At 46.8% G+C, this 25,927-nt stretch carries 20 protein-coding genes and 1 other annotated feature; of the genes, 18 read left to right on the top strand and 2 right to left on the bottom strand.

The features are described 5' to 3' along the window. Positions 1-76: 76 nt before the first annotated feature. From ACDE64_RS15535 to ACDE64_RS15525, 3 genes are all read left to right on the top strand, one after another. On the top strand, positions 77-1,030 hold the full coding sequence (locus ACDE64_RS15535; protein ID WP_411347417.1) for a Gfo/Idh/MocA family protein: 954 nt from the start codon (positions 77-79) through the stop codon (positions 1,028-1,030). Between the two features lie 66 nt (positions 1,031-1,096). After that, positions 1,097-1,465, top strand: coding sequence for a hypothetical protein (locus ACDE64_RS15530; protein WP_411347416.1), 369 nt, complete (start codon positions 1,097-1,099; stop codon positions 1,463-1,465). Positions 1,466-1,989: 524 nt separating this feature from the next. Continuing rightward, a complete protein-coding gene (locus ACDE64_RS15525; RefSeq protein ID WP_411343047.1) occupies positions 1,990-2,253 on the top strand; it encodes an AbrB/MazE/SpoVT family DNA-binding domain-containing protein in 264 nt (87 codons plus the stop codon). Positions 2,254-2,411: 158 nt separating this feature from the next. Here ACDE64_RS15525 and ACDE64_RS15520 read toward each other — a convergent pair whose 3' ends face one another. After that, positions 2,412-3,236 carry an AraC family transcriptional regulator gene (locus tag ACDE64_RS15520; RefSeq protein ID WP_411347415.1) on the bottom strand — a complete coding sequence of 275 codons (825 nt, stop codon included), beginning with the start codon at positions 3,234-3,236 and terminating at the stop codon, positions 2,412-2,414. Positions 3,237-3,502: 266 nt separating this feature from the next. Here ACDE64_RS15520 and ACDE64_RS15515 point away from each other — a divergent pair, with 266 nt between their 5' ends. The 7 genes from ACDE64_RS15515 to ACDE64_RS15485 all read left to right on the top strand — a co-directional run bounded on the left by ACDE64_RS15515 (position 3,503) and on the right by ACDE64_RS15485 (position 10,049). Next, positions 3,503-4,585, top strand: coding sequence for a Gfo/Idh/MocA family protein (locus ACDE64_RS15515; protein ID WP_411347414.1), 1,083 nt, complete (start codon positions 3,503-3,505; stop codon positions 4,583-4,585). A 66-nt stretch (positions 4,586-4,651) separates the two neighbouring features. Further along, positions 4,652-5,419 (top strand): sugar phosphate isomerase/epimerase family protein, encoded by a 768-nt coding sequence (locus ACDE64_RS15510; protein WP_411347413.1) that lies wholly within the window; start codon positions 4,652-4,654, stop codon positions 5,417-5,419. Then, a complete protein-coding gene (locus ACDE64_RS15505) occupies positions 5,412-6,515 on the top strand; it encodes a Gfo/Idh/MocA family protein (protein ID WP_411347412.1) in 1,104 nt (367 codons plus the stop codon). Before ACDE64_RS15510 ends, ACDE64_RS15505 begins: the two co-directional genes overlap by 8 nt. Before the next feature lie 238 nt (positions 6,516-6,753). Beyond that, the gene (locus ACDE64_RS15500; RefSeq protein WP_411343042.1) at positions 6,754-7,722 is read left to right on the top strand and encodes a sugar phosphate isomerase/epimerase family protein; all 969 of its coding nucleotides are present in this window, start codon (positions 6,754-6,756) and stop codon (positions 7,720-7,722) included. Positions 7,723-7,744: 22 nt separating this feature from the next. Continuing rightward, positions 7,745-8,476, top strand: coding sequence for a ThuA domain-containing protein (locus ACDE64_RS15495; protein ID WP_411347411.1), 732 nt, complete (start codon positions 7,745-7,747; stop codon positions 8,474-8,476). Between the two features lie 351 nt (positions 8,477-8,827). Then, positions 8,828-9,535 (top strand): uracil-DNA glycosylase, encoded by a 708-nt coding sequence (locus tag ACDE64_RS15490; RefSeq protein WP_411347410.1) that lies wholly within the window; start codon positions 8,828-8,830, stop codon positions 9,533-9,535. Between the two features lie 196 nt (positions 9,536-9,731). Next, positions 9,732-10,049, top strand: coding sequence for a winged helix-turn-helix transcriptional regulator (locus tag ACDE64_RS15485; protein WP_411343039.1), 318 nt, complete (start codon positions 9,732-9,734; stop codon positions 10,047-10,049). Positions 10,050-10,173: 124 nt separating this feature from the next. Here ACDE64_RS15485 and ACDE64_RS15480 read toward each other — a convergent pair whose 3' ends face one another. Next, complete coding sequence (locus ACDE64_RS15480) at positions 10,174-10,902, bottom strand: Crp/Fnr family transcriptional regulator (protein ID WP_411343038.1); 729 nt, start codon at positions 10,900-10,902, stop codon at positions 10,174-10,176. A gap of 352 nt (positions 10,903-11,254) precedes the next feature. Between ACDE64_RS15480 and adhE the strand changes: the two genes are divergently transcribed. The 8 genes from adhE to metG all read left to right on the top strand — a co-directional run bounded on the left by adhE (position 11,255) and on the right by metG (position 25,734). Beyond that, positions 11,255-13,867 (top strand): bifunctional acetaldehyde-CoA/alcohol dehydrogenase, encoded by a 2,613-nt coding sequence (adhE, locus tag ACDE64_RS15475; protein ID WP_411343037.1) that lies wholly within the window; start codon positions 11,255-11,257, stop codon positions 13,865-13,867. Positions 13,868-14,555: 688 nt separating this feature from the next. Continuing rightward, positions 14,556-16,820 (top strand): formate C-acetyltransferase, encoded by a 2,265-nt coding sequence (pflB, locus tag ACDE64_RS15470; RefSeq protein ID WP_411343036.1) that lies wholly within the window; start codon positions 14,556-14,558, stop codon positions 16,818-16,820. A gap of 33 nt (positions 16,821-16,853) precedes the next feature. Further along, a complete protein-coding gene (gene pflA / locus ACDE64_RS15465; protein WP_411347409.1) occupies positions 16,854-17,591 on the top strand; it encodes a pyruvate formate-lyase-activating protein in 738 nt (245 codons plus the stop codon). 223 nt (positions 17,592-17,814) lie between these two features. Next, on the top strand, positions 17,815-19,446 hold the full coding sequence (gene nagZ / locus ACDE64_RS15460) for a beta-N-acetylhexosaminidase (protein WP_411347408.1): 1,632 nt from the start codon (positions 17,815-17,817) through the stop codon (positions 19,444-19,446). A gap of 511 nt (positions 19,447-19,957) precedes the next feature. Continuing rightward, positions 19,958-22,156 carry a copper amine oxidase N-terminal domain-containing protein gene (locus tag ACDE64_RS15455; RefSeq protein WP_411347407.1) on the top strand — a complete coding sequence of 733 codons (2,199 nt, stop codon included), beginning with the start codon at positions 19,958-19,960 and terminating at the stop codon, positions 22,154-22,156. A 314-nt stretch (positions 22,157-22,470) separates the two neighbouring features. Continuing rightward, the gene (locus ACDE64_RS15450) at positions 22,471-22,998 is read left to right on the top strand and encodes a Fur family transcriptional regulator (protein WP_411347406.1); all 528 of its coding nucleotides are present in this window, start codon (positions 22,471-22,473) and stop codon (positions 22,996-22,998) included. 5 nt (positions 22,999-23,003) lie between these two features. Next, on the top strand, positions 23,004-23,324 hold the full coding sequence (yidD, locus tag ACDE64_RS15445) for a membrane protein insertion efficiency factor YidD (protein WP_411350311.1): 321 nt from the start codon (positions 23,004-23,006) through the stop codon (positions 23,322-23,324). Between the two features lie 44 nt (positions 23,325-23,368). After that, positions 23,369-23,618 (top strand) — a binding site (T-box leader). Positions 23,619-23,709: 91 nt separating this feature from the next. Continuing rightward, positions 23,710-25,734, top strand: coding sequence for a methionine--tRNA ligase (gene metG / locus ACDE64_RS15440; protein ID WP_411343031.1), 2,025 nt, complete (start codon positions 23,710-23,712; stop codon positions 25,732-25,734). Positions 25,735-25,927: the final 193 nt, after the last annotated feature.

Genomic DNA, 25,927 nt, shown 5'->3' with positions numbered 1-25,927 from the left:
GGGTGTTTTCGTATAGGAACATGCACACATCACTGTTATAATGAAGCCATATGCAGCGGTAAAGGAGAGCAGAATCATGGGAGAAGCGCAATTCACACGTAAACGCAAACGAGTAGCATTAATCGGGATTGGCGGCATCGCACGCAAGGTGTATTTGCCTTTGTTATCCGGGCGTTCGGATGTTGAACTGGTAGGGGTCGTGAGTCGGTCAGAAGCAACAGTACGGCAGACAATGGAAGATTATCGTCTGGCGCATGGAAGTACACAGATCAGTGATATTGCGGCATGGGATGTAGATGCTGTATTCGTACATAGCCCGACAGATACGCATTATGATACGGTTACTACCTGTCTGGAATATGGATTGCCTGTCTATGTGGACAAGCCGCTATCGTACAATATGGAAGAAGCGCGTGCGATGACTGCACTAGCAGAAGCCAAAGGCTTGTTGCTGGCGGTAGGCTTTAATCGCCGGTTTGCTCCTTTGTATATGAATGCGTATGCTTTTCTGGCAGAAGCAGGTGGGTTTGAATTGTGCGAGATTAGCAAGCATCGGACACGAATACAGAGCATTCCTGCCAAAGAAACAGTGTATGATGATCTGATTCATATTCTCGATCTCCTGCTCTGGCTAGGCAATGATAGCTACAGCGTGCTCGCACGCCAGCTGCGTCGTCAAGGGAATGGACCGCTGCTGCATACTTCCGGTATGTTGTCGCTGGGCGGTGAGCGTTATGGTCAATACAGTATGGTGCGCAGCGCTGGGCTGGATAGCGAGAAGCTATCCCTGCATGGTGGCGGTCGTTCAGCAGAAGTGATCAATATGGAGCAGCTGCATTTGTATGAAAAAGGAGAGTTGCCACAGCAGCAGGTGTTTGGCAGCTGGGAGACGATTTTGGAGCGACGCGGATTTGCCGGAGTCGTGGATCATTTTCTAGATCGACTGCATGCGCCAGAGCAATGTAGCATTCGTGCTGATCTGGTGTTGGATACGCATGAGCTGGCAGAGCAGTTGACGGCTGGTTTATAATGCATATCTGAGAGTAGCAAGTATAGATCGCGAACAGCAACGAGGAACAGAGGGAGGCTTGCATTCATGGATGAATTTGATGATATTACCCGCGAGGAGCAGCTCAAGCGACGTGAAGAGCAGATTGTAGAGAGCTATCGCCGGGATGAGGACATGATGATTCTCGTATTCACGCAGTGGTGTGTCAATAATGATTTTGATGCGCGTGAGTTATATGGTAGCGCTTATCCTGATCAGATCGACAATCCTCGTCTGGAACAGGGGATTCGTCTTACCGTATCCAAAGAAGAAGCAGGTGAGATCGAGAACGATACATTACTGGGTGTACTAGCGATGTATGGAAATGACGATCTTGCGTTTGCAGTTAGTGAAGCGCTGGACGAACGACGTGCAATGAAACGCAGACAGACTGAGAACGATGAACAGGTCGATTAAGTTTCTGTAAGACAGATAAGTGTCATATCGTCAATCATGGAAAACCGCAATATTTCCGATGCGATTAGCGGAAATATTGCGGTTTTTTATTATGTATACATAGATGTGAAAATGAAAGACCATCTACAAGCACGGCGAGCTTGGATACAGAAGATGCTTTCGATAAAATATGTTTAACCTTTATTATGACAGTTTGTGTCGGTAATTGTAGATGAAAATGAAGCGTCAAAGATTCGCCAAACTGCGAATTGTTACCAACTTTCGACGTTTTCAGCCAGTAAGCGATTAAAAAGTCGAAATTCTGTTTATAACTCTATATCCTCGTAAAACCGAGGGCAGCGGTCATACAAGCAAACTAGGAAGGTTCCTTAATCATTGGATTGATGACAGTAAAATATTTAAAATGATTCATATAAAGTAAAATATTAACTTGGCATTGTAGTATTGATATGGTTTAATAATAACTATTACGATTAAAAATTTTGTAGATAAATGTAGAATGATGATATTGGAGGAGAACCAGAATGATGAAAGCAACAGGCATTGTGAGAAAAGTCGATGAGTTGGGCAGAGTGGTCATTCCGATCGAACTTCGCCGCATCATGAATATTGATGTAAAAGACGGATTGGAAATTTTCGTAGATAGCGACCGCATTATCTTGAAAAAATACGAGCCTTCCTGCATCTTTACAGGTGATACCGAAGACCTCGTATATTTCAAAGGCAAGTTGATCAGCCGTAGTGTCATCAATGAACTGACGCAAATCCATAATTCTCAAAAGCACTGAAATCGATACCAGTTATTATAAATACGAAAGGCATTCCAGCGATCATCTGCCGGAATGCCTTTTTCATATCGCTTTTACTCGTTTTTATCTATTCGTAGCGTATACCTTCATGTGTTAGCACATACTTTCATGCAGCCTATGCGCCAAAATTGAAAAGCTTACGTAATATGCTCGCGTTTGGATAATCGAAACTCTTTCGGTGACATGCCGAAACGGGAGCGGAACACCCGGTGAAAATACGTATAATTCGCAAATCCAGACGACTCTGCTACTTCCTCTAGCGGCATAGGACTGAACATGATTCGCTCCTGCGCCATATTTAAACGAACATCGAGCGCATATTGCATAATCGTTGTATCAAATGCCTCTTTGAACAGATGAACCGCGCGTGATACGCTAATGCCGATATGAAGCGCAATATCCTCTAATTTGAACGCCGAAGATGCGTTTTCCTCAATATAACTCTTGATCTGATAAGCCAGATAAGTACGCGGCGCGCCAACTGGCTGTTCTGATAAGTAGCGGTCAATCGACAGGCAAAGGATCTTCATGTAATGACTGGAAATTTCAGGATGAGGATTATCAATCCTTCGTTTCTCCATAGCAATCTGGCGCATCAGATCCATAATATTATCGGTGAGGGGAATTTTTATTTTGCAGGGACGTTTTATTTTGCGCCACCATTCATCCGCCCAGACTCCCCCGAAAAAGATATGATAATCTCCGCTCTCAATCACACGTTTCCCCGTTACATCAACCGTATCGCCGATTCGCAGCTCATACGGCTCATCAGGATCATACATATGCAATTCGCCAGTTTCTACCTGAACGAGTTCTCCGTCACAGCGTAATTGGCAGCTGCCTTCCGTTTGTAGACGAAACAGATAATTGTGAATCCCATCCGGTTCATTCATATAAAAGGGTTTCCGGTGAAAGGAGTACCCGGCTGTATATACTTTGCAATCTTCTCCGTGTCCATCCATTATGTAATCCTCATTTCAGCAACAAATTTAAATTATGACCAAATAGTTCATGTTTTAATCATATTATTCATTTTAATTGATACGGTTTCGTAATACTATGGTAACGAACATAAAACAACATATTTTGCATGCCATACAACGTACTATTTTTTGCATAATATGCTGTATAACGATTTATACCAATAAATGGCAAGCAATCGTATGGATAAGTCCATCGTACATACCGGGTTTATCATACATTGGCAAACGCCAAAGGAGGATTACCTGTGCAACGAATGAGAGCCGGATTAATCGGATGCGGCAATATTAGTTCCATTTACTTTACCAACTTGAAATCAAGTCCGGTTGTCGAAATTGTAGCCTGTGCCGACATGGTGAAGGAACGAGCCGAAGAACGGGCAAAAGAGTTTGGTATTGAAAACGCCTTCACTCCGGAAGAAATCCTGAAGCAGGATGATATCGAATTGATTATCAATTTAACGATTCCAGCAGCACACGCCAGCGTCAACTTATCAGCGCTTGCAGCAGGCAAGCACGTTTATGCGGAGAAGCCATTCGCCGTTTCGCTGGATGATGGACGCCGCACTCTGGAAAAAGCCAAAGAAGTCGGCAAACGTGTCGGCAGTGCGCCAGATACCTTTCTTGGAGCAGGATTGGAAACGGCACGGAAAGCGATTGATGAAGGATTGATTGGACGTCCGATTGCGGCATCTGCCTTTATGATGGGCGCTGGACCGGAGTCATGGCATCCTGATCCTGAATTCTTCTACGCGCCGGGCGGTGGTCCAATGTTCGATATGGGACCGTATTATTTGACCGCGCTTACAAGCTTGCTTGGCTCGATGACACGGGTCAGCTCGTCAACGGGCATTCAGATTCCAGATCGCAAAGTGCATACCGGACCAAAAGCGAATTCATCCATTCGCGTACAAACGCCGACGCATCTGGCTGGAACGATTGATTTTGAAAATGGTGCCATTGCTACACTTGTTACCAGCTTCGATATCCCGGGCGGTTCACAGCTGCCGCGCATCGAGATTTATGGCACCGAAGGTACGCTCGATATTCCTGATCCCAATTTCTTCGACGGGGATGTACGTTTGAAACGTCCGGGTGCGGAGAGCTACGAGATTGTAACGCCCGTATTCGAACCGATCAGCAATGAGCGGGGGAAAGGATTGAATGAGATGGTATCTGCTATCCATGACAATCGTCCACACCGTGCAAGCGGAGAACTGGCATTTCACGTACTAGAAGTAATGCATGCGTTTCAACGTTCTTCATTAGAAGGCAAGCATGTGATCATCGAGAGTCGTGCGGGTTATCGTCAAGGTAATGTATATCAATAATAATCACATCCAGAATTGACATCATCGCAGCATAAAACGAAACCACTTACAGGAGTGAATACTATTATGTTAAAAGTTGGATTGCAGCTGTTTACCGTACGTGAAGATCTGGAACGCGATTTTGAAGGTACGATTGAGAAGATTGCTCAGCTTGGTTATCAAGGTGTAGAATTTGCTGGATTTTACGGACGCAGTGCTGACCAGATTAACGAGCTGTTGAAAAAGAACAATCTGGAAGTCGTCGGCTCCCATACGCAATATAATGATCTGTTGAATGATGCTCAATCGCTGATCGATTATAACAAAGCGATTGGCAACAAATATATTATTGTACCGTTCCTGTCCGAGGAGCAGCGCAGCAACTGGCCAGAAATCTTTGCCAACCTGCGTACATTCGCTGACATTTGCAATCAGAACGATGTGGTTCTGCTATATCATAACCATGACTTTGAATTTACAGAGAAGATTGGTGACAGCACCGTATTCGATGCCCTGTATTCTGAATTGTCCGCAGATCTGATTCAGGTCGAGCTGGATACGGCATGGGTACAATATAGCGGTTACGATCCGATTGAATATATTGAGAAATATGCTGGTCGCCTGCCGCTTGTCCACTGGAAAGACTTCAAACGTACCGATGACGGCATTCAAATGCTAGAATTGGGCGAAGGCGAAGTGCCAGTTGCACGCGTTGGCGATGCGGCGGACAAAGCAGGAGCAGAATGGATTATTGTCGAGCAGGATAATAGCCTGCAAGCTCCAATGACAAGTATCGAGCAGAGCATCAATTGGGTGAAAAGTTATGGCGCCAAAGGAGGCGTCGTGAATGTCTGAGCAAATCCTTAATATCGGTATTATCGGATGCGGCGGTATTGCGAGCGGCAAGCATTTACCAAGTCTCGCCAAGCAGCCACTTGCCAAGCTTGTTGCCTTCTGCGATATCGTGCAGGAGCGCGCGACGGAAGCAGCGGAACAATATGGAGTGACGGACGCCAAGGTCTATACCGATTACAAGGAACTGCTTGCCGATCGCAGCATTGACGTCATTCATGTCTGTACACCGAATGATTCGCATGCTGTCATCAGTATCGCAGCATTGGAATCTGGCAAGCATGTACTATGTGAAAAGCCGATGGCAAAAACAACGGCTGAAGCGCAGCAAATGGTTGATGCAGCCAAACGTACGGGTAAGAAGTTATCTATCGCTTACCAAAATCGTTTCCGCGACGATAGTCTGTATCTGAAACAGATGGTGACAGACGGGGATCTAGGCGATGTATATTATGGTAAGGCGATTGCACTGCGTCGCCGTGCCGTACCAACGTGGGGCGTATTCTTGGATGAGGACAAGCAAGGTGGCGGACCGTTGATCGATATCGGTACCCATGCACTGGATCTGACACTGTGGCTGATGGATAACTACAAGCCAAAAAGTGTACTTGGCTCCACCTTCCACAAGCTCGGTCCACGTCCTAACTCTGCCAATGCGTTCGGTCCATGGGACCCAGAGCAATTCAAGGTAGAAGATTCAGCATTCGGCTTTATTACAATGGAAAATGGAGCAGTGATTGCACTGGAATCCAGTTGGGCGCTGAATATTCGCCAGTTTGGTGAAGCGCAGACTTTACTGTGCGGAACCGAGGGTGGCGCTGATATGAGCGATGGACTGCATATCAATGGGGAGAAGAACGGTCGCCTGATCGACAGCAAGATTGATCTGGATTCCGGCGGTGTTGCCTTTTACTCCGGAGAAACGGAAGATGCAGGTGCACGAGAAGCTCGTATGTGGTTGGAAGCAATCGTGAATGATACAGAGCCTCTGGTGAAGCCAGAACAAGCGCTGATCGTTACACAGATTCTTGAAGCGATCTATGAATCTGCACGTACCGGCAGAGCGATTGAACTTCAACAACAACCGGCATCTGTATAAAAGAACCTCGTGTTTCGTGACCAGGTAGCGTATTGCAATCCTCGTCACGAAACATAGGTGTCCTAAACAATAATTTTTATATGACAAATAAGTAAAATTTTATTAATGAATTTCTTGAAATTTTAAACTTTATTGGTATGGAGTTCGTATTAATAAGTAGAAGCTCATTCGAACCAATCAAACACAACATCCATTCCCCTTTATCTACACAAAACAGTTGAACCAGGAGGAAACACGAATGAAATTGGGCGTATTTATGGTATTGCTGAACAATAAAAGCTTTGAGGAGGCGCTTGACTATGTTGCCGAAAAAGGCGTTAAGGCGGTAGAGATCGGTTCGGGTGGTAATCCGGGTGCGGTACACTGCAAGCCAGACGAACTGCTGGCAGACGCAGGCAAATTGCGCGAATTCAAAAAAGCAGTAGAATCCCGTGGTTTGATCATCAGCGCATTAAGCTGTCATGGCAATCCGCTGCATCCACAAAAGGCGATTGCTCAAGAAGCGCATGACGACTTTGTAAAATCGGTCAAACTGGCGCAAAAATTGGATGTACCGGTCGTTAACACTTTTTCCGGTTGTCCGGGCGATAGTGACAATGCCAAATATCCAAACTGGCCAGTCGCACCATGGCCAACAGATTACAGCGAATTGCTGGACTGGCAGTGGAATACAAAAGTCATTCCATACTGGACCGAGAACGGTAAACTTGCTTCGGATCACAATGTGAAAGTCGGTATTGAGCTGCATGGCGGCTTCTCCGTTCACACACCGGGTACGATGCTGAAGCTGCGCGAAGCAGCCGGTGAAGCAATTGGAGCCAACCTTGATCCAAGTCATATGTGGTGGCAAGGAATTGATCCTGTCGCAGCAATAAAAATTTTGGGGAAAAATGGCGCAATTCATCACTTTCATGCTAAAGATACGATCACGGATACCGATAATATGAATATGAACGGCGTAACGGACATGCACTCCTACGAGGAGATGAATGATCGGGCATGGCAATTCCGCACCGTCGGTTATGGACACGACTTGAAAACATGGGCTGACATTATTAGCACGCTACGTCTTGTAGGTTACGATTATGTAGTTAGTATAGAGCACGAAGACGGATTGATGTCCGTAAACGAAGGATTTACTAAAGCCGTCCACAACTTGCAGCAGGTTATGATCGAAGAAGAGCTTGGCGAGATGTGGTGGGTCTAAACAACAGGGAGGCACTAACAGTATGATTAACGTAACAGTCTGGAATGAGTTTGTACATGAGCAAATCCGCGATGATGTAAAAGCCGTATACCCGGATGGAATTCACAAAGTACTTGCAGACGGATTGACCAAAGAAGGCTTCGCCTGCCGCACAGCAACGCTGGATCAGGATGAGCACGGTCTGACGGAATCCGTTCTGAACTCTACGGATGTTATGCTCTGGTGGGGCCATACTGCCCACGATCTGGTCGACGATGATATCGCCGAAGCAGTCGTACGACGCGTAAATGAAGGCATGGGTCTTATCGTGCTTCATTCTGGACACTTTTCTAAACCATTCAAACAACTGATGGGCACTAGCTGCGACCTGAAATGGCGCGTAGCCGACGAGCAGGAAATCCTGTGGTGTGTCAATCCGACACATCCGATCGCACAGGGCGTTAACCCTTCGATCACACTGGACAAAGAAGAAATGTATGGTGAATTCTTCGATGTACCAGCGCCGGATGAACTGGTGTACCTGAGCAACTTTGAAGGTGGGGAAGTATTCCGCAGCGGCTGTACGTATCGCCGTGGTCACGGGAAGATCTTTTACTTCCGTCCAGGTCATGAAACGTACCCTACGTATTACAATCAAGACATTATGCATATTATTGCCAATGCGGTACGCTGGGCATATCCTGCCAGCAACGCACGTCCAGCATTTGGACGTACCGAACCGCAACGTGCAATCGGCAGCAAACTGACCGTATGATAACGGCAGCTTTGCCTGCATAAGAGAAAGGTTAGTACGCCTGTTGATGGTATATCGACAAGCCCACTTTAATCATACTGTAAGCAACCTGTTGTGATTGAGCAGATGGACGGACGGGACGCCTGACTTTTATGTAATACAAGTTCTGTATAATGCCACAATGATTCAAGACAGCATAGAGCATGATTTCTAGGGTGCGTCTGCATGGTTGATCTCAACCGGCAGGCGCACCTTTTTCGTTATCATTGTAATGAGGGTAATAAAGGATAGGGTTGTTGTAGCTGCTTCATACTCTTGAACCTCACAATCGCAGGTCAAGGTCATGTCGTTATGTTAGAGGAGGCGTTGGAATTGACCGAATATAGGAACAGCCATGAATCTACTTTTCGAATCGGTCATGTTCCGTTGCCACCGGAGCTGATCCAATCCTGTCTTAAACGAGTCGAAGGATTACGAATGGAAGGCTTTTTGACCGGCTTTGGCAAATGGCCAGGTTCTCTCATGCTGGTTGGCGAAGCGCCAGGAGCGAATGAGATTGAGCAGGGGCGTCCTTTTTGTGGACAGGCAGGCAAGGTGCTGGACGGGTATCTGGATATTTTACAATGGACTCGCGATGATCTGTATATTACGAGTGCCGTGCGTAGTCGTCCGTATCGTGATAAGCCAGTTAAGAATCATCCGGAGCGATTAAGTCGATCCAATCGTACGCCAACAACGAAGGAAATACTGGCGTATGCACCCATTCTGGATTATGAGATCGCTACTGTTCAACCGCAAGTGCTAATTACACTGGGCAATATCGGACTGCATCGACTGATTGGTAACAGTTCCAGCGTATCGCAAATTCATGGACAACCGCGGCAAACTGCTATTCGCCAAGTTGATCCGTATCATCCGGAACAAGGGTATACATGGTCGGAACGTCAATACTGGATTTTTCCGTTGTATCATCCAGCAGCGATTTTATACAATCGTTCGCTAGAACAGACGATTCAGGATGATCTACATCGGCTACGTGATTTTGTCAAAGAAGTCATAAAGTATAAGCTAGAACAATGATTTATTATAAGTAGTTATTTCCAATAGGAGTTGTTGTAAAAATACGACAGAAAGCGCTGAAATCGGCAGGTTTTCGTTTTCTTATAGCTGGAAATGTGTTAAACTATATGTGCTAACTTATTGTAAGTTTACATTGAGAGTTCCGGTACGATAGGCATGATGATATCGGGCTACGGACCAGTAAAGAGGTGAAACGATGGAACAGCATCAGCTGGGTTTATGTCCGCGGTTTGAGACAGCGTTCTCTTTTCTCGGGAAACGATGGAACGGTCTGATTATTCAGTCCCTGATGAGCGGACCTAAACGGTTCAAAGACATATCCAATCTCATCCCGATGATGAGCGACAAGATGCTCTCGGAACGTATGAAGGATCTGGAAGCAAGCGGTATTCTGGTACGCCAGGTATACCCGGAGACTCCGGTACGGATTGAGTATGAACTGACGGAAAAAGGACGCGCTTTGCAGCCTGTGATGGATCAAATCCAGAACTGGGCGGAGCAGTGGGTGGACTAACACGTCAATCAGGCTGATCTGTTGGAGTTTCGGCCATAGAGAAAAAGCTTTCCCCGGTATATTCCGGTGGAAAGCTTTTTTGCTGTATCTGGCAATCTGGTTATACGTGGTGGGGGAGGGGGAATCAGATCCGGCAGATTTCTTTTGGGCACAGTTCGCAGTGACATACTTCTTGCAAAGCTTCCAGATCATGAATAATGATCATGCCATGCTCATATTCGATTGTATCTTTTTTGCGCAGATCGCTCAGCATCCGGTTGACGCTCTCACGCGTAGCACCAATCATATTCGACAGATCGGTATGTGTAATTTTCTTGTTGATTAGAATCGAGCCATCTTCATTGTAGTCTTCGCCGTACGTGTTGCTCAGACGAATCAGTGTCGAGCAGAGGGCACCTGGTTTGCCGTACAGCATCAGATCGCGTACTTTGGTCTGAGTTAACCGATGATGCGTACCCATCCATTTCATAAAATCAATCGCAAAATCACAATGCTGGCAGATGATTAGCTCTAGGTCTTTGTGATCGACAACCGCTACTTCCGTATCTTCCAACGCTTCGGCGGTAAAGCCGAGACGGTTACCCGAGAACAGGTCTGCTTGTCCAATCATGTCACCACTCTGGTACATGTACAGGATCAGCTCTTTCCCTTCATCGGTCGATTTGGTCAATTTTACACGTCCACTTTTAATGTAGTATAATTTGTCCGACAAATCGCCTTCCCAGAACAGATGCGAACCGGCAGGCACATTGCGCTCCGTTGCGTACGACAGTAAGCGTTCCATATTAACGGGCGAGAAACTGTGCGTATTGCTGTTTTCGTTCTGAGTGATGCGTTCCATTTGATTATTCATGATTCGTCCTCTCCTTTTGTCCCCATTATACGTAGAAAATAACCAGATTGCATTAAATTATAGGAAAAATTAGTAAGATTATTTGAGTTCTTCCACTTTTGATGTGTACTCTCTTCATATGACTCTTATCCATATCGGTTACAAACAATGAAACATTAAATTTTAAAAGTTTGTGATTATTTTCACTTATAGTATAACTCTAGTTAATTCAAAATGCAAAAAGAAAAAACGCGAAAACAAAATTTTTAAAAATTAAAATTGATTGTGAAAAAAATCACATTATGATGTATGTCTCTATGCTATGATCAGTGCGTAGACAAAAGCAACACACATTCTGAGGAGGATGAGAGAAATGGCTGTAAAAAATGATGCCGCTCGTACCGTTGAATTGACTGCACAGGAAGAAGTTCAAAAGTTAATCGACAAAGGTAAAAAAGCCACTGCCGCTTTTATGAAAATGGATCAGGAACAAATTGATAACATTGTACAGGCGATGGCGCTTGCTGGACTGGACAAACATATGCAACTTGCCAAAATGGCAGTAGAAGAAACAGGTCGGGGGGTATATGAAGATAAAATTACCAAGAACCTGTTTGCTACCGAATACATTTACCACAGCATCAAAAATGAGAAAACCGTCGGTGTAATCGAGGATAACGCGTATGACAGTTTCCAAAAGATCGCTGAACCAGTTGGCATTATCATGGGGATTACGCCGGTAACCAACCCGACATCCACAACAATGTTCAAAGCATTGATTGCGATCAAAACGCGTAACCCGATCATCTTCGGTTTCCACCCATCTGCACAGCAATGTAGCCGCGAAGCTGCCAAAACACTGCTGGAAGCAGCTGTCAAACAAGGTGCACCTGCTGACTGTATTCAATGGATCGACAATCCGTCGATGGATAAAACGAATGCACTGATGAATCATCCTGATGTAGCGCTCATTCTCGCTACTGGTGGTGGCGCAATGGTAAAAGCGGCATATAGCTGCGGTAAACCGGCACTCGGCGTAGGTCCTGGTAACGTTCCTGCCTTTATTGAGAAAAGTGCTGATCTGAAGCAGGCGGTTAATGATCTGATCCTGTCGAAATCGTTTGATAATGGTATGATCTGTGCTTCCGAACAGGCGGTTATTATTGAAGAACCAGTATTCGATCAAGTGAAAAAATTGATGATCGACAATGGCTGCTATTTCCTCACCAAAGAAGAAGTCGGCAAACTGACTGCCGGTGCAATGAACGTAGACAAATGCGCAGTGAATCCGGTAATTGTGGGACAACCTGCTGCTAAAATTGCTGAAATGAGCGGAATCACCGTGCCAGCCGATACCAAAATTCTGATTGCCGAGCTGGAAGGTGTAGGTACTAAGTATCCGCTGTCTGCTGAGAAATTAAGCCCTGTACTGGCTTGTTATAAAGTGAAAAATGCCGAGCAAGGAATTGAACGTGCCGCTCAGATTGTTGAATTCGGCGGTATGGGTCACTCCTCGGCGATCCATTCGAACAACGAAGAAGTGATCCAGAAATTTGCGGATCGTCTGCAAACCGGACGGATTATCGTGAACTCGCCTTCGACACACGGCGCAATCGGTGACATTTATAATACGAATCTGCCTTCGCTCACACTGGGCTGCGGATCGTATGGACGCAACTCGACATCGTCGAACGTCACTGCTGTCAATCTGATTAACATTAAAAGGGTGGCTCGCCGTACCGTGAATATGCAATGGTTCAAAATTCCATCGAAAGTATACTTTGAAAAAGGATCGACGCAATACCTTGCCAAAATGCCGAACATTAATCGTGTTGCAATCGTAACGGACCCGATGATGGTACAACTGGGCTATGTGGAAAAAGTCGAACACTATCTGCGTCAACGTAAAACACCAGTAGCAATCGAAGTGTTCTCCGAAGTGGAACCAGATCCATCGACATTGACGGTAGAACGTGGACGTCAAATGATGGAACGCTTCCAGCCAGACTGCATTATCGCACTGGGCGGCGGTTCGCCAATGGATGCTGCCAAAGGCATGTGGTTGTTCTACGAATACCCAGATGTAAGCTTTGACAACCTGAAACAGAAATTTATGGATATCCGCAAACGGATCTACAAATATCCAAACCTAGGTCAAAAAGCGCAATTCGTAGCGATTCCAACGACATCGGGTACAGGTTCAGAAGTTACTTCGTTCGCTGTTATCACTGACAAAGAAAAAGGCAATACCAAATATCCACTGGCTGACTATGAGCTGACTCCAGACGTAGCGATTGTCGATCCAGAATTCGTCTACACCCTGCCACGCGTAGCGGTAGCAGATACCGGTATGGACGTGCTGACTCACGCGATCGAAGCGTATGTATCGAATATGGCGAATGACTTCACGGATGGTCTGGCGATCAAAGCGATCCAACTGGTCTTCCAATACTTGGAGCAGTCGGCACTGGTTGGCGACAAACTGGCTCGTGAGAAAATGCACAATGCTTCCACAATTGCTGGTATGGCATTTGCCAACGCCTTCTTAGGTATCAACCACAGTCTCGCACACAAATGGGGCGGACAATATCACACTGCACACGGACGCACCAATGCGATTCTGATGCCACACGTGATCCGTTACAATGCGAAAAAACCGACCAAATTCGCATCGTTCCCTAAATATTCGCACTTTATCGCTGACGAGCGTTATGCTGAAATCGCCCGTATTCTGGGGCTGCCTGCACGTACAACTGAGGAAGGTGTGAACAGCCTCGTGAACGCTGTTCGCGATCTGAACCGCAAACTGGGTATCCCTGAGACATTCCAAGAATTGGGCTTTGACGCTAAAGATTTTGAAGCACATGTCGACTATTTGGCAGACCGCGCATTTGAAGACCAATGCACCACAGCCAATCCAAAAATGCCACTCGTTACGGAACTGGCTGATGTATACCGCAACGCGTTCTATGGCAAATTTGAATAAATGATCTAACGGCTGTATAAGCCGAAGTGGCGAATGAACAGTTGCATGCTTCCCATGTATCACCCTATGTGTCATATGTAGTTTCTCCTCCCTAATAATATGGGCTGCTGTCATCCGCTGTGAGTACGGATTGACAGCAGCCTTTTTTCTCATTCCGGAAAGGAGGTGATGAGGTGGACACTTACTTTCAAAACGTGTCCGTATATTGAAGTGACAACTACGGCGTACCTGATTGCAATCAGCGGATATTCCTGCATCAGGACGAACAAGGAGGGATCAACGACAATCCCATATCGTATGTGGATATAACTTGAAGGAAGCGGAAGGCATTTCAAATTGCGGCAGTTCCATTTTGCACTATTCAAAATCGCTTCAACTGTATCTAGATTTGCTGCCTGTCTGTATCAAACCTGAAGCGGAATATGGGATTCCCAACGTTACATTTTTACCATATGTCCGAGGATGAGGAGAATTATCTGTATCATATTTAAAATTTTACTGTATCAATGACAGAAAGTGATAAAAATCATAATGAAACTGTCTGATTGTGATAAAAATCACATTAATACCATCCATCATCCTGCATAATAAGGACATAGCCGGAACACAAGTTACCGGCGGCGAGACAACCAAATCAAACTCATAACAAAATTTGTGATTTAATTCACAAATAATGGAGGGATTATCAATGTCGGTAATCGAAAGAAACGTACAAGATCAATCGCAACAAGCCTGGAGAGGTTTTAACACAGGCAAATGGACAACTCATGTAGACACCAAAAACTTTATTGACGAAAATATCAAACCTTATGTTGGCAACGAAAACTTCCTCGCAGGTCCAACTCAGAATACAAACGACCTGTGGAAAATCGTTTCCCAGCTGTCCAGAGAAGAGCGCGAGCGTGGCGGTGTATGGGATGTAGACGTAAACACACCAGGATCGATCGTATCGCACCGTCCGGGTTATCTGGACAAAGACAAAGAACAAATCGTCGGTGTTCAAACGGATGCGCCTTTCAAACGTTCGATTCAACCTTACGGTGGTATTCGGATGGTAATCGATGCTTGTAAAGCATACGGATTCGAAGTTCCACAATCCGTCATCGACATCTTCACTGATATCCGCAAAACGCACAACCAAGGCGTATTCGATGCTTACACTGCTGAGATTCGCGCAGCACGTAAATCCGGTATCGTTACTGGTCTGCCAGATGCTTACGGTCGCGGTCGCATCATCGGTGACTATCGCCGGGTTGCACTGTACGGTGTAAACTTCCTGATGCAGCAAAAACAACGTGAGCATGATGAAACACTGGGCGAATACATGGATGAAACAACCATTCGCCAACGTGAAGAAATCAGCGAACAGTACAGAGCATTGAACGAACTGAAACAAATGGCAGCTGAACACGGTTTCGATATTTCCAAACCAGCACAAAATGCCAAAGAAGCCTTCCAATGGTTGTACTTCGGTTACCTGGCAGCTGTCAAAGAACAAAACGGTGCGGCAATGTCGCTCGGACGTGTATCTTCCTTCCTGGATATTTACATCGAACGCGATGTAAAAGAAGGCACACTGACGGAAGAACAAGCACAGGAACTGGTTGACCATTTCGTTATGAAACTGCGGATCGTCAAATTCCTGCGTACACCAGATTACAATGAACTGTTCAGTGGTGACCCTACTTGGGTAACGGAATCCATCGGCGGTATGGCAATGGACGGCAAAACACGCGTAACCAAAAACAGCTTCCGCTTCCTGCACACCCTCTACAATCTGGGTCCTGCACCGGAACCGAACCTGACCGTACTGTGGTCCGATCAACTGCCAGAAGGCTTCAAAAAATACTGTGCTAAAGTTTCTATCGAAACAAGCTCCATCCAGTATGAAAATGATGATCTGATGCGTCCAATCTACGGCGATGACTACGGTATCGCTTGCTGCGTATCTGCAATGCGCATCGGTAAACAAATGCAATTCTTCGGCGCACGTGCCAACCTTGCCAAAACATTGCTGTATGCTATCAACGGTGGTAAAGACGAGAAATCGGGTGCACAAGTTGGTCCTGAATTCCCGGCAATCACTTCCGAGTATCTTGACTACGATGAAGTGCTGAATCGTTACAAACCAATGATGCAATGGCTGTCCAAAGTGTACATGGATGCACTGAACATCATCCACTACATGCACGACAAATACAGCTACGAACGTATCGAAATGGCATTGCACGACCGTGACATTCTGCGTACGATGGCTTGCGGTATCGCTGGTCTGTCGGTTGCAGCTGACTCCCTGAGCGCTATCAAATATGCCAAAGTAAAACCGATTCGCAACGAACAAGGCATCGCCGTTGATTTTGAAATTGAGGGCGACTACCCTTGCTACGGTAACAACGATGATCGTGTCGATCAGATCGCTGTTGAACTCGTTGAAACGTTCATGAGCATGATTCGTCAGCACAAAACGTACCGTAACGCAATGCCAACGCAATCCGTACTGACAATCACATCGAACGTCGTATACGGTAAGAAAACAGGGACTACCCCTGATGGACGTAAAGCAGGCGAGCCGTTCGCACCAGGTGCTAACCCAATGCACGGACGCGACAAAAAAGGCGCACTGGCATCTCTGAGTTCCGTTGCCAAACTGCCATATGAAGATAGCCTGGATGGTATCTCCAACACCTTCTCCATCGTGCCAAAAGCACTGGGTAAAGAAGAAGAAACACGCAAAGCCAATTTGGTAGCGATGCTGGACGGTTACTTCGGTAGCGACGCTCACCATCTGAATGTCAACGTATTTGACCGTGAACAACTGATGGATGCAATGGATCATCCAGAGAACTATCCACAGCTGACGATCCGTGTTTCCGGTTATGCCGTCAACTTTATCAAACTGAGCAGAGAGCAACAGCTTGATGTAATCAACCGTACGTTCCACAACGCAATGTAATATTGCAATACTAATGAAAGGGGCTGAATGATCATGGTAACAGGCCGTGTTCACTCGCTGGAGACCTTCGGTACCGTCGATGGTCCAGGTATTCGATTCGTACTATTTATGCAGGGGTGCCTGATGAAATGCCAGTATTGTCACAATCCCGATACCTGGAATCTGGACGGAGGCAAGGTGATGGAATTGGAGGAGGTTCTCGCCGAAATCCAACCTTACCTGAGCTACTATCGCAGTTCTGGCGGCGGACTCACCGTCTCGGGCGGCGAACCGACATTGCAAGCCCCTTTCGTAAAAGCTTTGTTTAAAGAGGTCAAAGAACGCTGGAATCTTCATACAACCCTTGATAGTAACGGCTACAACGATGGGGAGAAGATCCATGATCTGTTGGATGTGACCGATCTGGTCATGCTCGACCTCAAGCATATTAATAATGAAAAGCACAAAAAACTGACCGGCGTATCCAATGAGCGCACACTGAAACTGGCTCGGTGGTTATCGGATCATGGACGCAAAATGTGGATACGGCATGTCTTTGTACCAGGTATTCACGATGCGGAAGAAGACCTGATCGCACTCGGCGAATTTATCGCTACATTGCATGGTGTGGAGAAATTCGAGATTCTGCCATACCACCAGATGGGCATCTATAAATGGGAGTCGCTGGGCCGCCTCTATCCGCTGGATGGCGTGCCTTCACCGACCGATGCTGAAGTGGAACGGGCATATCGCCTGATCGAACAGGGACGTCGTCAAGGAACCTGCGTATAAAGAACTTGCCTCAGGTATACAGACTTCTCTTATCATTATCCTCACTTATGAATGTGTGTTTACACACAGGTTTATCGTTTTATCTTCTATGCACCCTGTCTTCGGACAGGGTGTTTTTTTGTACAATTTGTCCAATTGTTGCATAGCGAATGGCACTTTATACTGAATAACAATACATACCATACCGGATCGAACGTACAACAGATCCGCAGGAGGGATACAGATGTCATCTATGAATACAGATCAGTGGACGCTGGAACAGAAAATTGGACAGTTATTTGTATGCGGATTTCATGATATTGTACCGGATGCACAGGTGGAGACGTTGATCGCGGATTATCAGATTGGTGGTGTGATTTATTTTCGCCGCAACATTGGTACACCGCAGCAGATTCATCAGTTATCGATAGAGCTACAACAGCAAGCTCATCATCAGGGCTTGCCACCGTTACTGATAGCGATTGATCAGGAAGGTGGAATGGTCAGTCGAATTGATCAGGAAGAACTCAGTCTGATTCCGGGCAATATGTCGCTTGGTGCAACCGGTGATCCGGCATGGACTGCGGCGGCATCATCGATTAGTGCGCGTGAGCTGCGAGCGCTGGGGATCAATGTGAATTTTGCGCCGTGTGTGGATGTGAACAACAATCCGCGTAATCCGGTGATTGGCGTACGTTCCTATTCGGAAAAGCCAGACATTGTTGCTGCTCATGGTGTGGCGGCGATTACTGCTATGCAGGAGCAGGGAGTGGCTGCGACCGCCAAGCATTTTCCGGGACATGGCGATACCGAGGTCGATTCGCATTACGGGCTGGCTTCGGTTCTCCACGATGTGCAGCGTCTGGAGCAGATCGAATTGTTGCCGTTTCGAGCAGCAATTACTGCCGACACCGATCTGATCATGTCGGCGCATGTGATATTCCCGGCATTTGAGCCTGATTCCATCCCAGCGACATTGTCACATCGCGTGCTAACCGGGCTGTTGCGTCAGCAGTTGGGATTCGATGGTGTTATCGTAACGGATTGTTTGGAGATGCACGCGATTGCGAAGCATTTTCCGATTCCTGAAGCGACCGTTATGGCATTGGAGGCGGGAGCGGATCTGCTACTCGTTAGCCATACGTTGCAGGAACAGATTGCTGCGATCGAAGCCGTGCGGCACGCGGTAGAGCAAGGTAGAATATCAGAGCAGCGGATTGATGAATCCGTTACACGTATATTGCAGTTAAAAGCAAGACGGCAGATGGATCGTCAACCGATGAGTGAGCAGGAATGGTTGCCATTGCTCGGTAATGAACAAAGTGCAGATGTACTGCGAGCCATCGCTGCGCGCAGTATCACCGTAGTTAAGGATGATCACCAGCTACCACTGCAACCCGCTGCTGATGGCAAACAAGGACTGGTCATCTGGCCACAGCTATCGCGGCGTACCGAAGTAGCAGAAGCGGTCGGACATGATCGTAATCTGGCGGAAGTGTTAACCTCGCTCGGCTTACCGGCAGAGCGACTGATCATCGGTACAGAGCCGGATGCAGAGGAGCGCCTAGTAACGCTACAGAAGGCGCAGCAGTCAGGATTTGTCGTACAGGTGACATATACGTCTACCGGACAATTGCCAGCAGAACAGGCGCAACTGACTCAATGTCTGCATGAACAATTGCGCGTACCGCTAATCGTTGTATCGATGCGCAATCCATACGATCTGAACGAACTGCCAGAGCTGCGTACTTATATTTGTACTTATGAGAATCGCAAGTATGCGGTGGAAGCATTGGCAGCGGTGCTAGCAGGTACGGAGACAGCGACTGGCAAGCTGCCTGTTAGTCTGAATGCAGACTATACAGTGCAAATTTGACTTTGCCTGTGAGGAGCGCATATCATTTGAAGCATAACCTTTTACGGGATGTTCAAAGAAGCTATATCGTTACACCGGGCAATGCTTTTCTATTCCGGTCATGTGACGAATAGCATACAAGCGCCAGTGCGTGCAATGAAGCCTGTCGATCTGCGGATGGACAGGCTTTTTCTGTATGGAGCAAGGAATGACGCACTGCTGCAACAGCATATGGTAATGTACATATCCCAGAACAATAAGCATACCCCCCTCTGTATACAAATGTGAACGAATTGTGAATAGATCACTTTTAATGAGTGTTTGCGATATTCAGGAGAAACTTTTCAAAAAAAGTCGCGTCTTATTAATGTGTCATGTAAGCGTCGAGTAAGTGGACGCGGGGGAACAATGGAATTTTGCCTTTGCAGCAACCGACTTTCGACCTGCGATGGTGAAGGGAATTGTGCCTTTCAGGGGGAGTTTTTCTTTGACATCTCGGTTATAGAAAACAGATAAAAGAAGGAGTCGAACGATGAAATTCAAGAAAAGCATACTAGTAGCTGTACTTGCCTTCACACAGGTTGTGGCAGCGTTCCCAGCAGCGCAGGCTTTCGCAGCAGAAGGCGATACGGCAAATGGAGTTGTTCAGCAGGATGTATATAGCGACAATTCTGCTACGACTACTGTACCTCAGACTGATCCGACAACAACGGGCGACGGAACAGGCGTAGATGGTACGACAGGAACAGATGGAACAACGACGCCTACCACACCGGTAACGCCGACAACTCCAACGACTACACCAACTACACCGGTAAAGACTACACCAACTGTGATCACAGACGTGTATTCGGGTGGTCCCAACAAATTGATCTTCCTTATGAACTCCAATCAGATTTACCGTGACGGCAAGCTGTATTTCTCCAATCAGCCGATGACTGTCAAAAACGGTGTATCCTATGTATCTGTACGCGCACTGGTGGAACGTGTTGGCCTTACGCTTACATACGATTCCGTAACCAAAGAAACCGTCATGACTAAAGACGGCAAAGAACTGCGTTTCAAAACAGACAGCAAGTACTACACAGTAAACGGCGTTCAATCGCTGATGAAAGGTGCATCGTTCCAGCAAAAAGGAACCTTTATGGTGCCGCTCACTTCCATCACTGCCGCACTGGGTATTCCGTATACAGTACAAGGCAAAATGGTCATCATGGACCTTCAGGTGAAACCAACCGCATCCTTTACGGTATCGCCAAAAGACATCTATGCTACACAAACAACCGTACAATACAAAACGCAATCCAGTTCATCCAACGGAGCTACCATTGTTGATGAACGTTGGACCGGACGTGAGGACATCTTCACGACTGCTGGTGCTCACGTTGTAACTTACCAAGTATTGGACTCCAATGGACAATGGAGCGATCCGTACAGCGTAACGATTAATGTACTAGCTCCAAACCAACCGCCGGTAGCGATGTTCAGCACGAACAGCGACTCCTATCGCATGGGTGAACTGATCACCTACACCGATATGAGTACAGATGATGAGAATGCGATTACCAAAACCGAATGGGGCAACAAGCAACTTGCCTTCTTCACCGCTGGTCCACAAACGGTCACATTGACTGTAACGGACAAGCATGGCGAAACCAACACGTATAGCAAAACGATCAACATTACAGACAGCAGTCTGTATACAGCTGACGAATTCTATCCGCTGTTTACGCCAATTGGCGATTCGTTCGACTTTAACGGTGCAGAAGTACCAGGACGCGCAATCACACCGTTCGAATCCAGCTCCGAGCCTGTACGCTTGATCCGCAGCAATAGCCCGGAACGCGTATTGTCGGAAGGTATCGTTTATCAAGAAACAGCTAACGGTGCAACTCGCTTTATGGTTCACCATCTGAATGAAACAGGCAAAAATGTGAAAATGTACATCGTTGCTACGAATACCAATGCAACACCAGCTAACTTGAACATTCTGGATGTTGGCTTTGGCGGACCAAACCCGTATGCAACAGCAGCAGGGAAAGTATCGATTGACCGCTACTACAAATCGATCCAATCCGGCGCAGATGCACAAACGTTGACTCTGCAACCAGGACAAAGTCAAGTGATCTTCAATCAGCTCAGTGCATCGACAATGAAGAACGATACAGTCATTTCTTTGTTCGGTGATCTGGTCAGCGACGCGAATGTGCAGTACACTGTACTGATGGTGGATGAAAATGCTGATCCGCTGCAAGCGATGAATACTTTGCCAAAATTGGATCGTGACGGTATCCACAACCGTGGTACGTACGACAATGCGACTCGCATTATCCACGTTGGCGATCTGATCGGTAATACGAGCGTACGTCTGCCAATCGGCGACAACAACAGCGATCCGAACCTGACAGGTACAGACCCGCTGGCTCAAACGGAAGCATCCAACGCTGGTAACTTTGGCGTACTGTACAAAATCAAACTGGATATGGTAGCACCAAACACGCTTATTTCCTTTAATGCGCGTGGTGGACGTTACTCCGGTTATATTTATGTCAATGGCGTAAGTACTCCGATCAAAAATAACGGTGGTACAACTAGCGCCAACGATAACGTCGTTATTTACCGTACCGGTACATTGGATACAGAATCGGTCGAAATCTGGTTTACAGCTGCACCAGGCAGTAACTTGCCAGTCAACCTGCTGTTCAACCAGATGCCAAGCAAAAAACAATAATTAAGATCTGATACAAAGGATGTCTGCTCACAAACTTTGCCAGATCTGAACAACTGGAACCTACACCTGTTATCGATATGGGAATCCCTAACTATCGTGTACAGGTTATCCAGTTACAGATAGCCGGAGCCGCCATTGCGGTTCCGGTTTTTTCTATGTATTGCATGATCTACCGTTTGGGATGGATATAATAATTCTGGTATTTTATGAAGAAATATTCGGCAGCGCGTTCGTTTTCGTGTATAATAGTTATGATTACGAATAGTGTTGATTGTGTACGTAATTGGTTCAGAACGATGACAGGAGGAAGATTCATGCTGTCCACAGAGCAAATTATTGATATTATGTCCAAGCAGGGTCTGCGTATTACCGATCAGCGCCGAACGCTGGCGAAGCTGTTTGCCGAAGCACCGGGCTATCTAACTGCCAAGGATGTATACGAATATATGGAACGTAAATATAGTGGTCTTAGCTTTGATACGGTGTATCGCAATCTTCGTGTTATGCAGGAGCTGGGCGTGTTGGAGCAGATCGTGTTTGAAGATGGAGTGAAATTCAAAAGTCATTGCAGTCAGGATCATCATCACCATCATATGATCTGTTTGCAATGCGAGAAAACGTACCCGATTGCTTTTTGCCCGATGGATATGACGGATATGCCGGAGGAGTTTCAGGTGATTCGTCATAAGTTTGAAGTGTTCGGCTACTGCAAGGAATGTCTGGCACAACAAGCTGGATATAATAGTGAAGAGGGTGTACCCGTCGGTGGTGATGGCAAGGAAGGGCCTGCGCTTCATTTGAAAAAGAAAGCCGTATCCACAGCGGTAGGGAAACATCAGTGAATACATTGCAAAAGTTGAGCCGTCGCGCTGTGCAGGTGCCGATTCACTTTTACCGTAAATGTATTTCTCCCTTGAAGCCGCCCAGTTGTCGCTTCTATCCAACCTGCTCACAATATGCACTGGAAGCGATTGAAGTGCATGGTGTGCTCAAGGGGAGCTGGCTGGCAGCACGCCGGATTAGCAAATGTCATCCCTTTCATCCCGGCGGCATCGATCTCGTTCCGCCACCGCGCCGTTCCCACATCAACCCTGTCCATACAGACAGCGGCGATGAACAGGAGCAGCGCGGCAACCATGAATACAAACAGGACCCGCGGAACGCTTGACAGCTTCGGCGGGTATTCGGTATATTGAGAAACATAGTCATATATGCAATCCAGTGAACGGATAAGTATACGGAATAGGCACAGCACAGAGAGCCGGAATAGCTGCGAACCGGTCTGGAAGCCACTGTAGAACATGGTCCGGGAGGAACTGAAGTCGAGCTACCGCATAACGGTACGTAAGGCTCCAGCGTAAGCCCGCGTTAAGGGTCAGCCTGTATAGGCTGCTGAGCCTGCTTTTGCAAAAAAGTGGGGAAGTTGGGTGGTAACGCGTGAGTACAAGCTCTCGTCCCATTAGGGATGGGGGCTTTTTTGCGTCCATATGCTGCGCGGTACGGTATATATGCTGATCAGAATGCGGATGTATTTTACACAAGGAGGAACAACCATGCCAGAAGAGAAAAACACATTTTACATTACGACCCCGATTTATTATCCAAGTGACAAGCTGCATATCGGTCACGCCTACACAACGGTGGCAGGCGATGCGATGGCGCGCTACAAACGTCTGCGCGGATATGAGGTGCGTTATCTGACCGGTACGGACGAGCATGGTCAGAAGATCGAGCGCAAGGCCGCTGAGAAAGGTCAAACGCCGCAGCAATTCGTCGATGGAATCGTTGAGGGTATTAAGAGCCTGTGGGACAAGCTGGATATCTCTTATGATGACTTTATCCGTACAACCGAAGAACGCCACAAAAAGGTCGTACAGGACATCTTTGATCGTCTGCTAGAGCAGGGCGACATTTACAAAGGCGAATACGAAGGCTGGTACAGTATTCCAGATGAAACGTTCTACACCGAGACTCAGCTGGTTGATGTAGAGCGCAACGATAAAGGCGAAGTGATCGGTGGGAAAAGCCCAGATAGCGGTCACCCGGTCGAACTGGTCAAAGAAGCATCGTACTTTTTCCGCATGAGCAAATATGCCGATCGTCTGCTGAAATATTATCAGGATCACCCGGACTTTATTCAACCGGAATCGCGTAAAAATGAAATGATCAATAACTTTATCAAACCGGGTCTGGAAGATCTGGCTGTATCGCGGACGACATTTGATTGGGGCGTTAAAGTTAAAAACGATCCGAAGCACGTCGTATACGTCTGGATCGATGCACTGTCTAACTATATTACAGCGCTCGGTTATGGCAGCGACAATGAGGAGCTGTTCAACAAGTTCTGGCCGGCAGACATCCATCTGGTTGGGAAAGAAATTGTGCGTTTCCATACAATCTACTGGCCAATCATGCTGATGGCACTGGATATCCCACTGCCGAAAAAAGTATTCGGTCACGGCTGGCTGCTGATGAAAGACGGCAAAATGTCCAAGTCCAAAGGGAATGTCGTTGACCCGGTTACGCTGATCGATCGTTATGGTCTGGATGCACTGCGTTACTATCTGCTGCGTGAAGTGCCATTTGGCTCTGACGGTACATTTACACCGGAAAGCTTTGTAGATCGTGTAAACTCCGATCTGGCGAATGATCTTGGTAATCTGCTCAACCGTTCTGTGGCGATGATCGACAAATATTGTAGTGGCTCCGTGCCTGCCTACAATGGTGTTGTCAACGAAGTGGATGGTAAATTGCAAGAGTTCATCGGCGATACAATCGGCAAGATTGAAACGGCGATGGAAAAACTGGAGTTCTCGGTTGCACTGACTGCGATCAGCCAGCTAATTAGCCGTACGAACAAATATATCGATGAAACGCAGCCATGGGTGCTGGCGAAGGATGAAGACAATCGTCCACAATTGGATTCGGTTATGTTCCATCTGGCAGAAGCGCTGCGCATCATTTCCATCTTGCTGGAGCCGTTCCTGACACGCGCACCGAAGCAGATTCGTCAGCAAATCGGTATTACCGATGGCGAGCTGACAACATGGGAGAGTACTGGTCGTTTCGGTCTGATTCCAGCAGGAACGTCTGTAGCCAAAGGTGATCCAATCTTCCCGCGTCTGGATTCCAAAGAAGAAGTGGCATACATCGTGGAAGCGATGGGCGGCGTACTGAAAACGGAAGCTGAGCAAACGGCGACAACCGAACAGCAAACGGTCACTGCACCAGCTGTAGAAGAAGAGGAATCTACACCAGAAATCAGCATCGACGATTTTGCCAAAGTTGAGCTGCGTGTTGCGCAGGTCATCGCTGCTGAGCCAGTGAAAAAAGCCGACAAGCTGCTGAAGCTGCAACTGGATCTGGGCTTTGAGCAACGTCAGGTCGTATCCGGCATCGCCAAATTCTACACACCGGAAGAACTGGTCGGACGCAAAGTGATCTGCGTGACCAACCTGAAGCCAGTTAAGCTGCGCGGCGAAGAATCCCGCGGTATGATTCTGGCGGCATCGCAAGGCGATCAACTGACGCTGGCAACCGTACCGGATAACATGCCAAACGGCGCTATCGTCAAGTAATCATACACAACTATCCTAATTGTAAAATAAGCAAACAACCGTTATTTTCATACGAAAACGAGAACGGATATACAAGTTGGAACGAACCTTTCATACCGCTGCGATTTGGATGTGCAGCGTGTGTGAAAGGTTCTTTATCCGGTAAAAAAACAGGTGAAAACTTGCCAACCGCTCGTTATTCCATGTATGATTA

It is taken from the genome of Paenibacillus sp. WLX2291, assembly GCF_046603665.1.
GTDB lineage: Bacteria > Bacillota > Bacilli > Paenibacillales > Paenibacillaceae > Saccharibacillus.
Note: the sequence above shows the minus strand (reverse complement) of the source record. Positions and strands in the feature narration are given on the sequence as shown.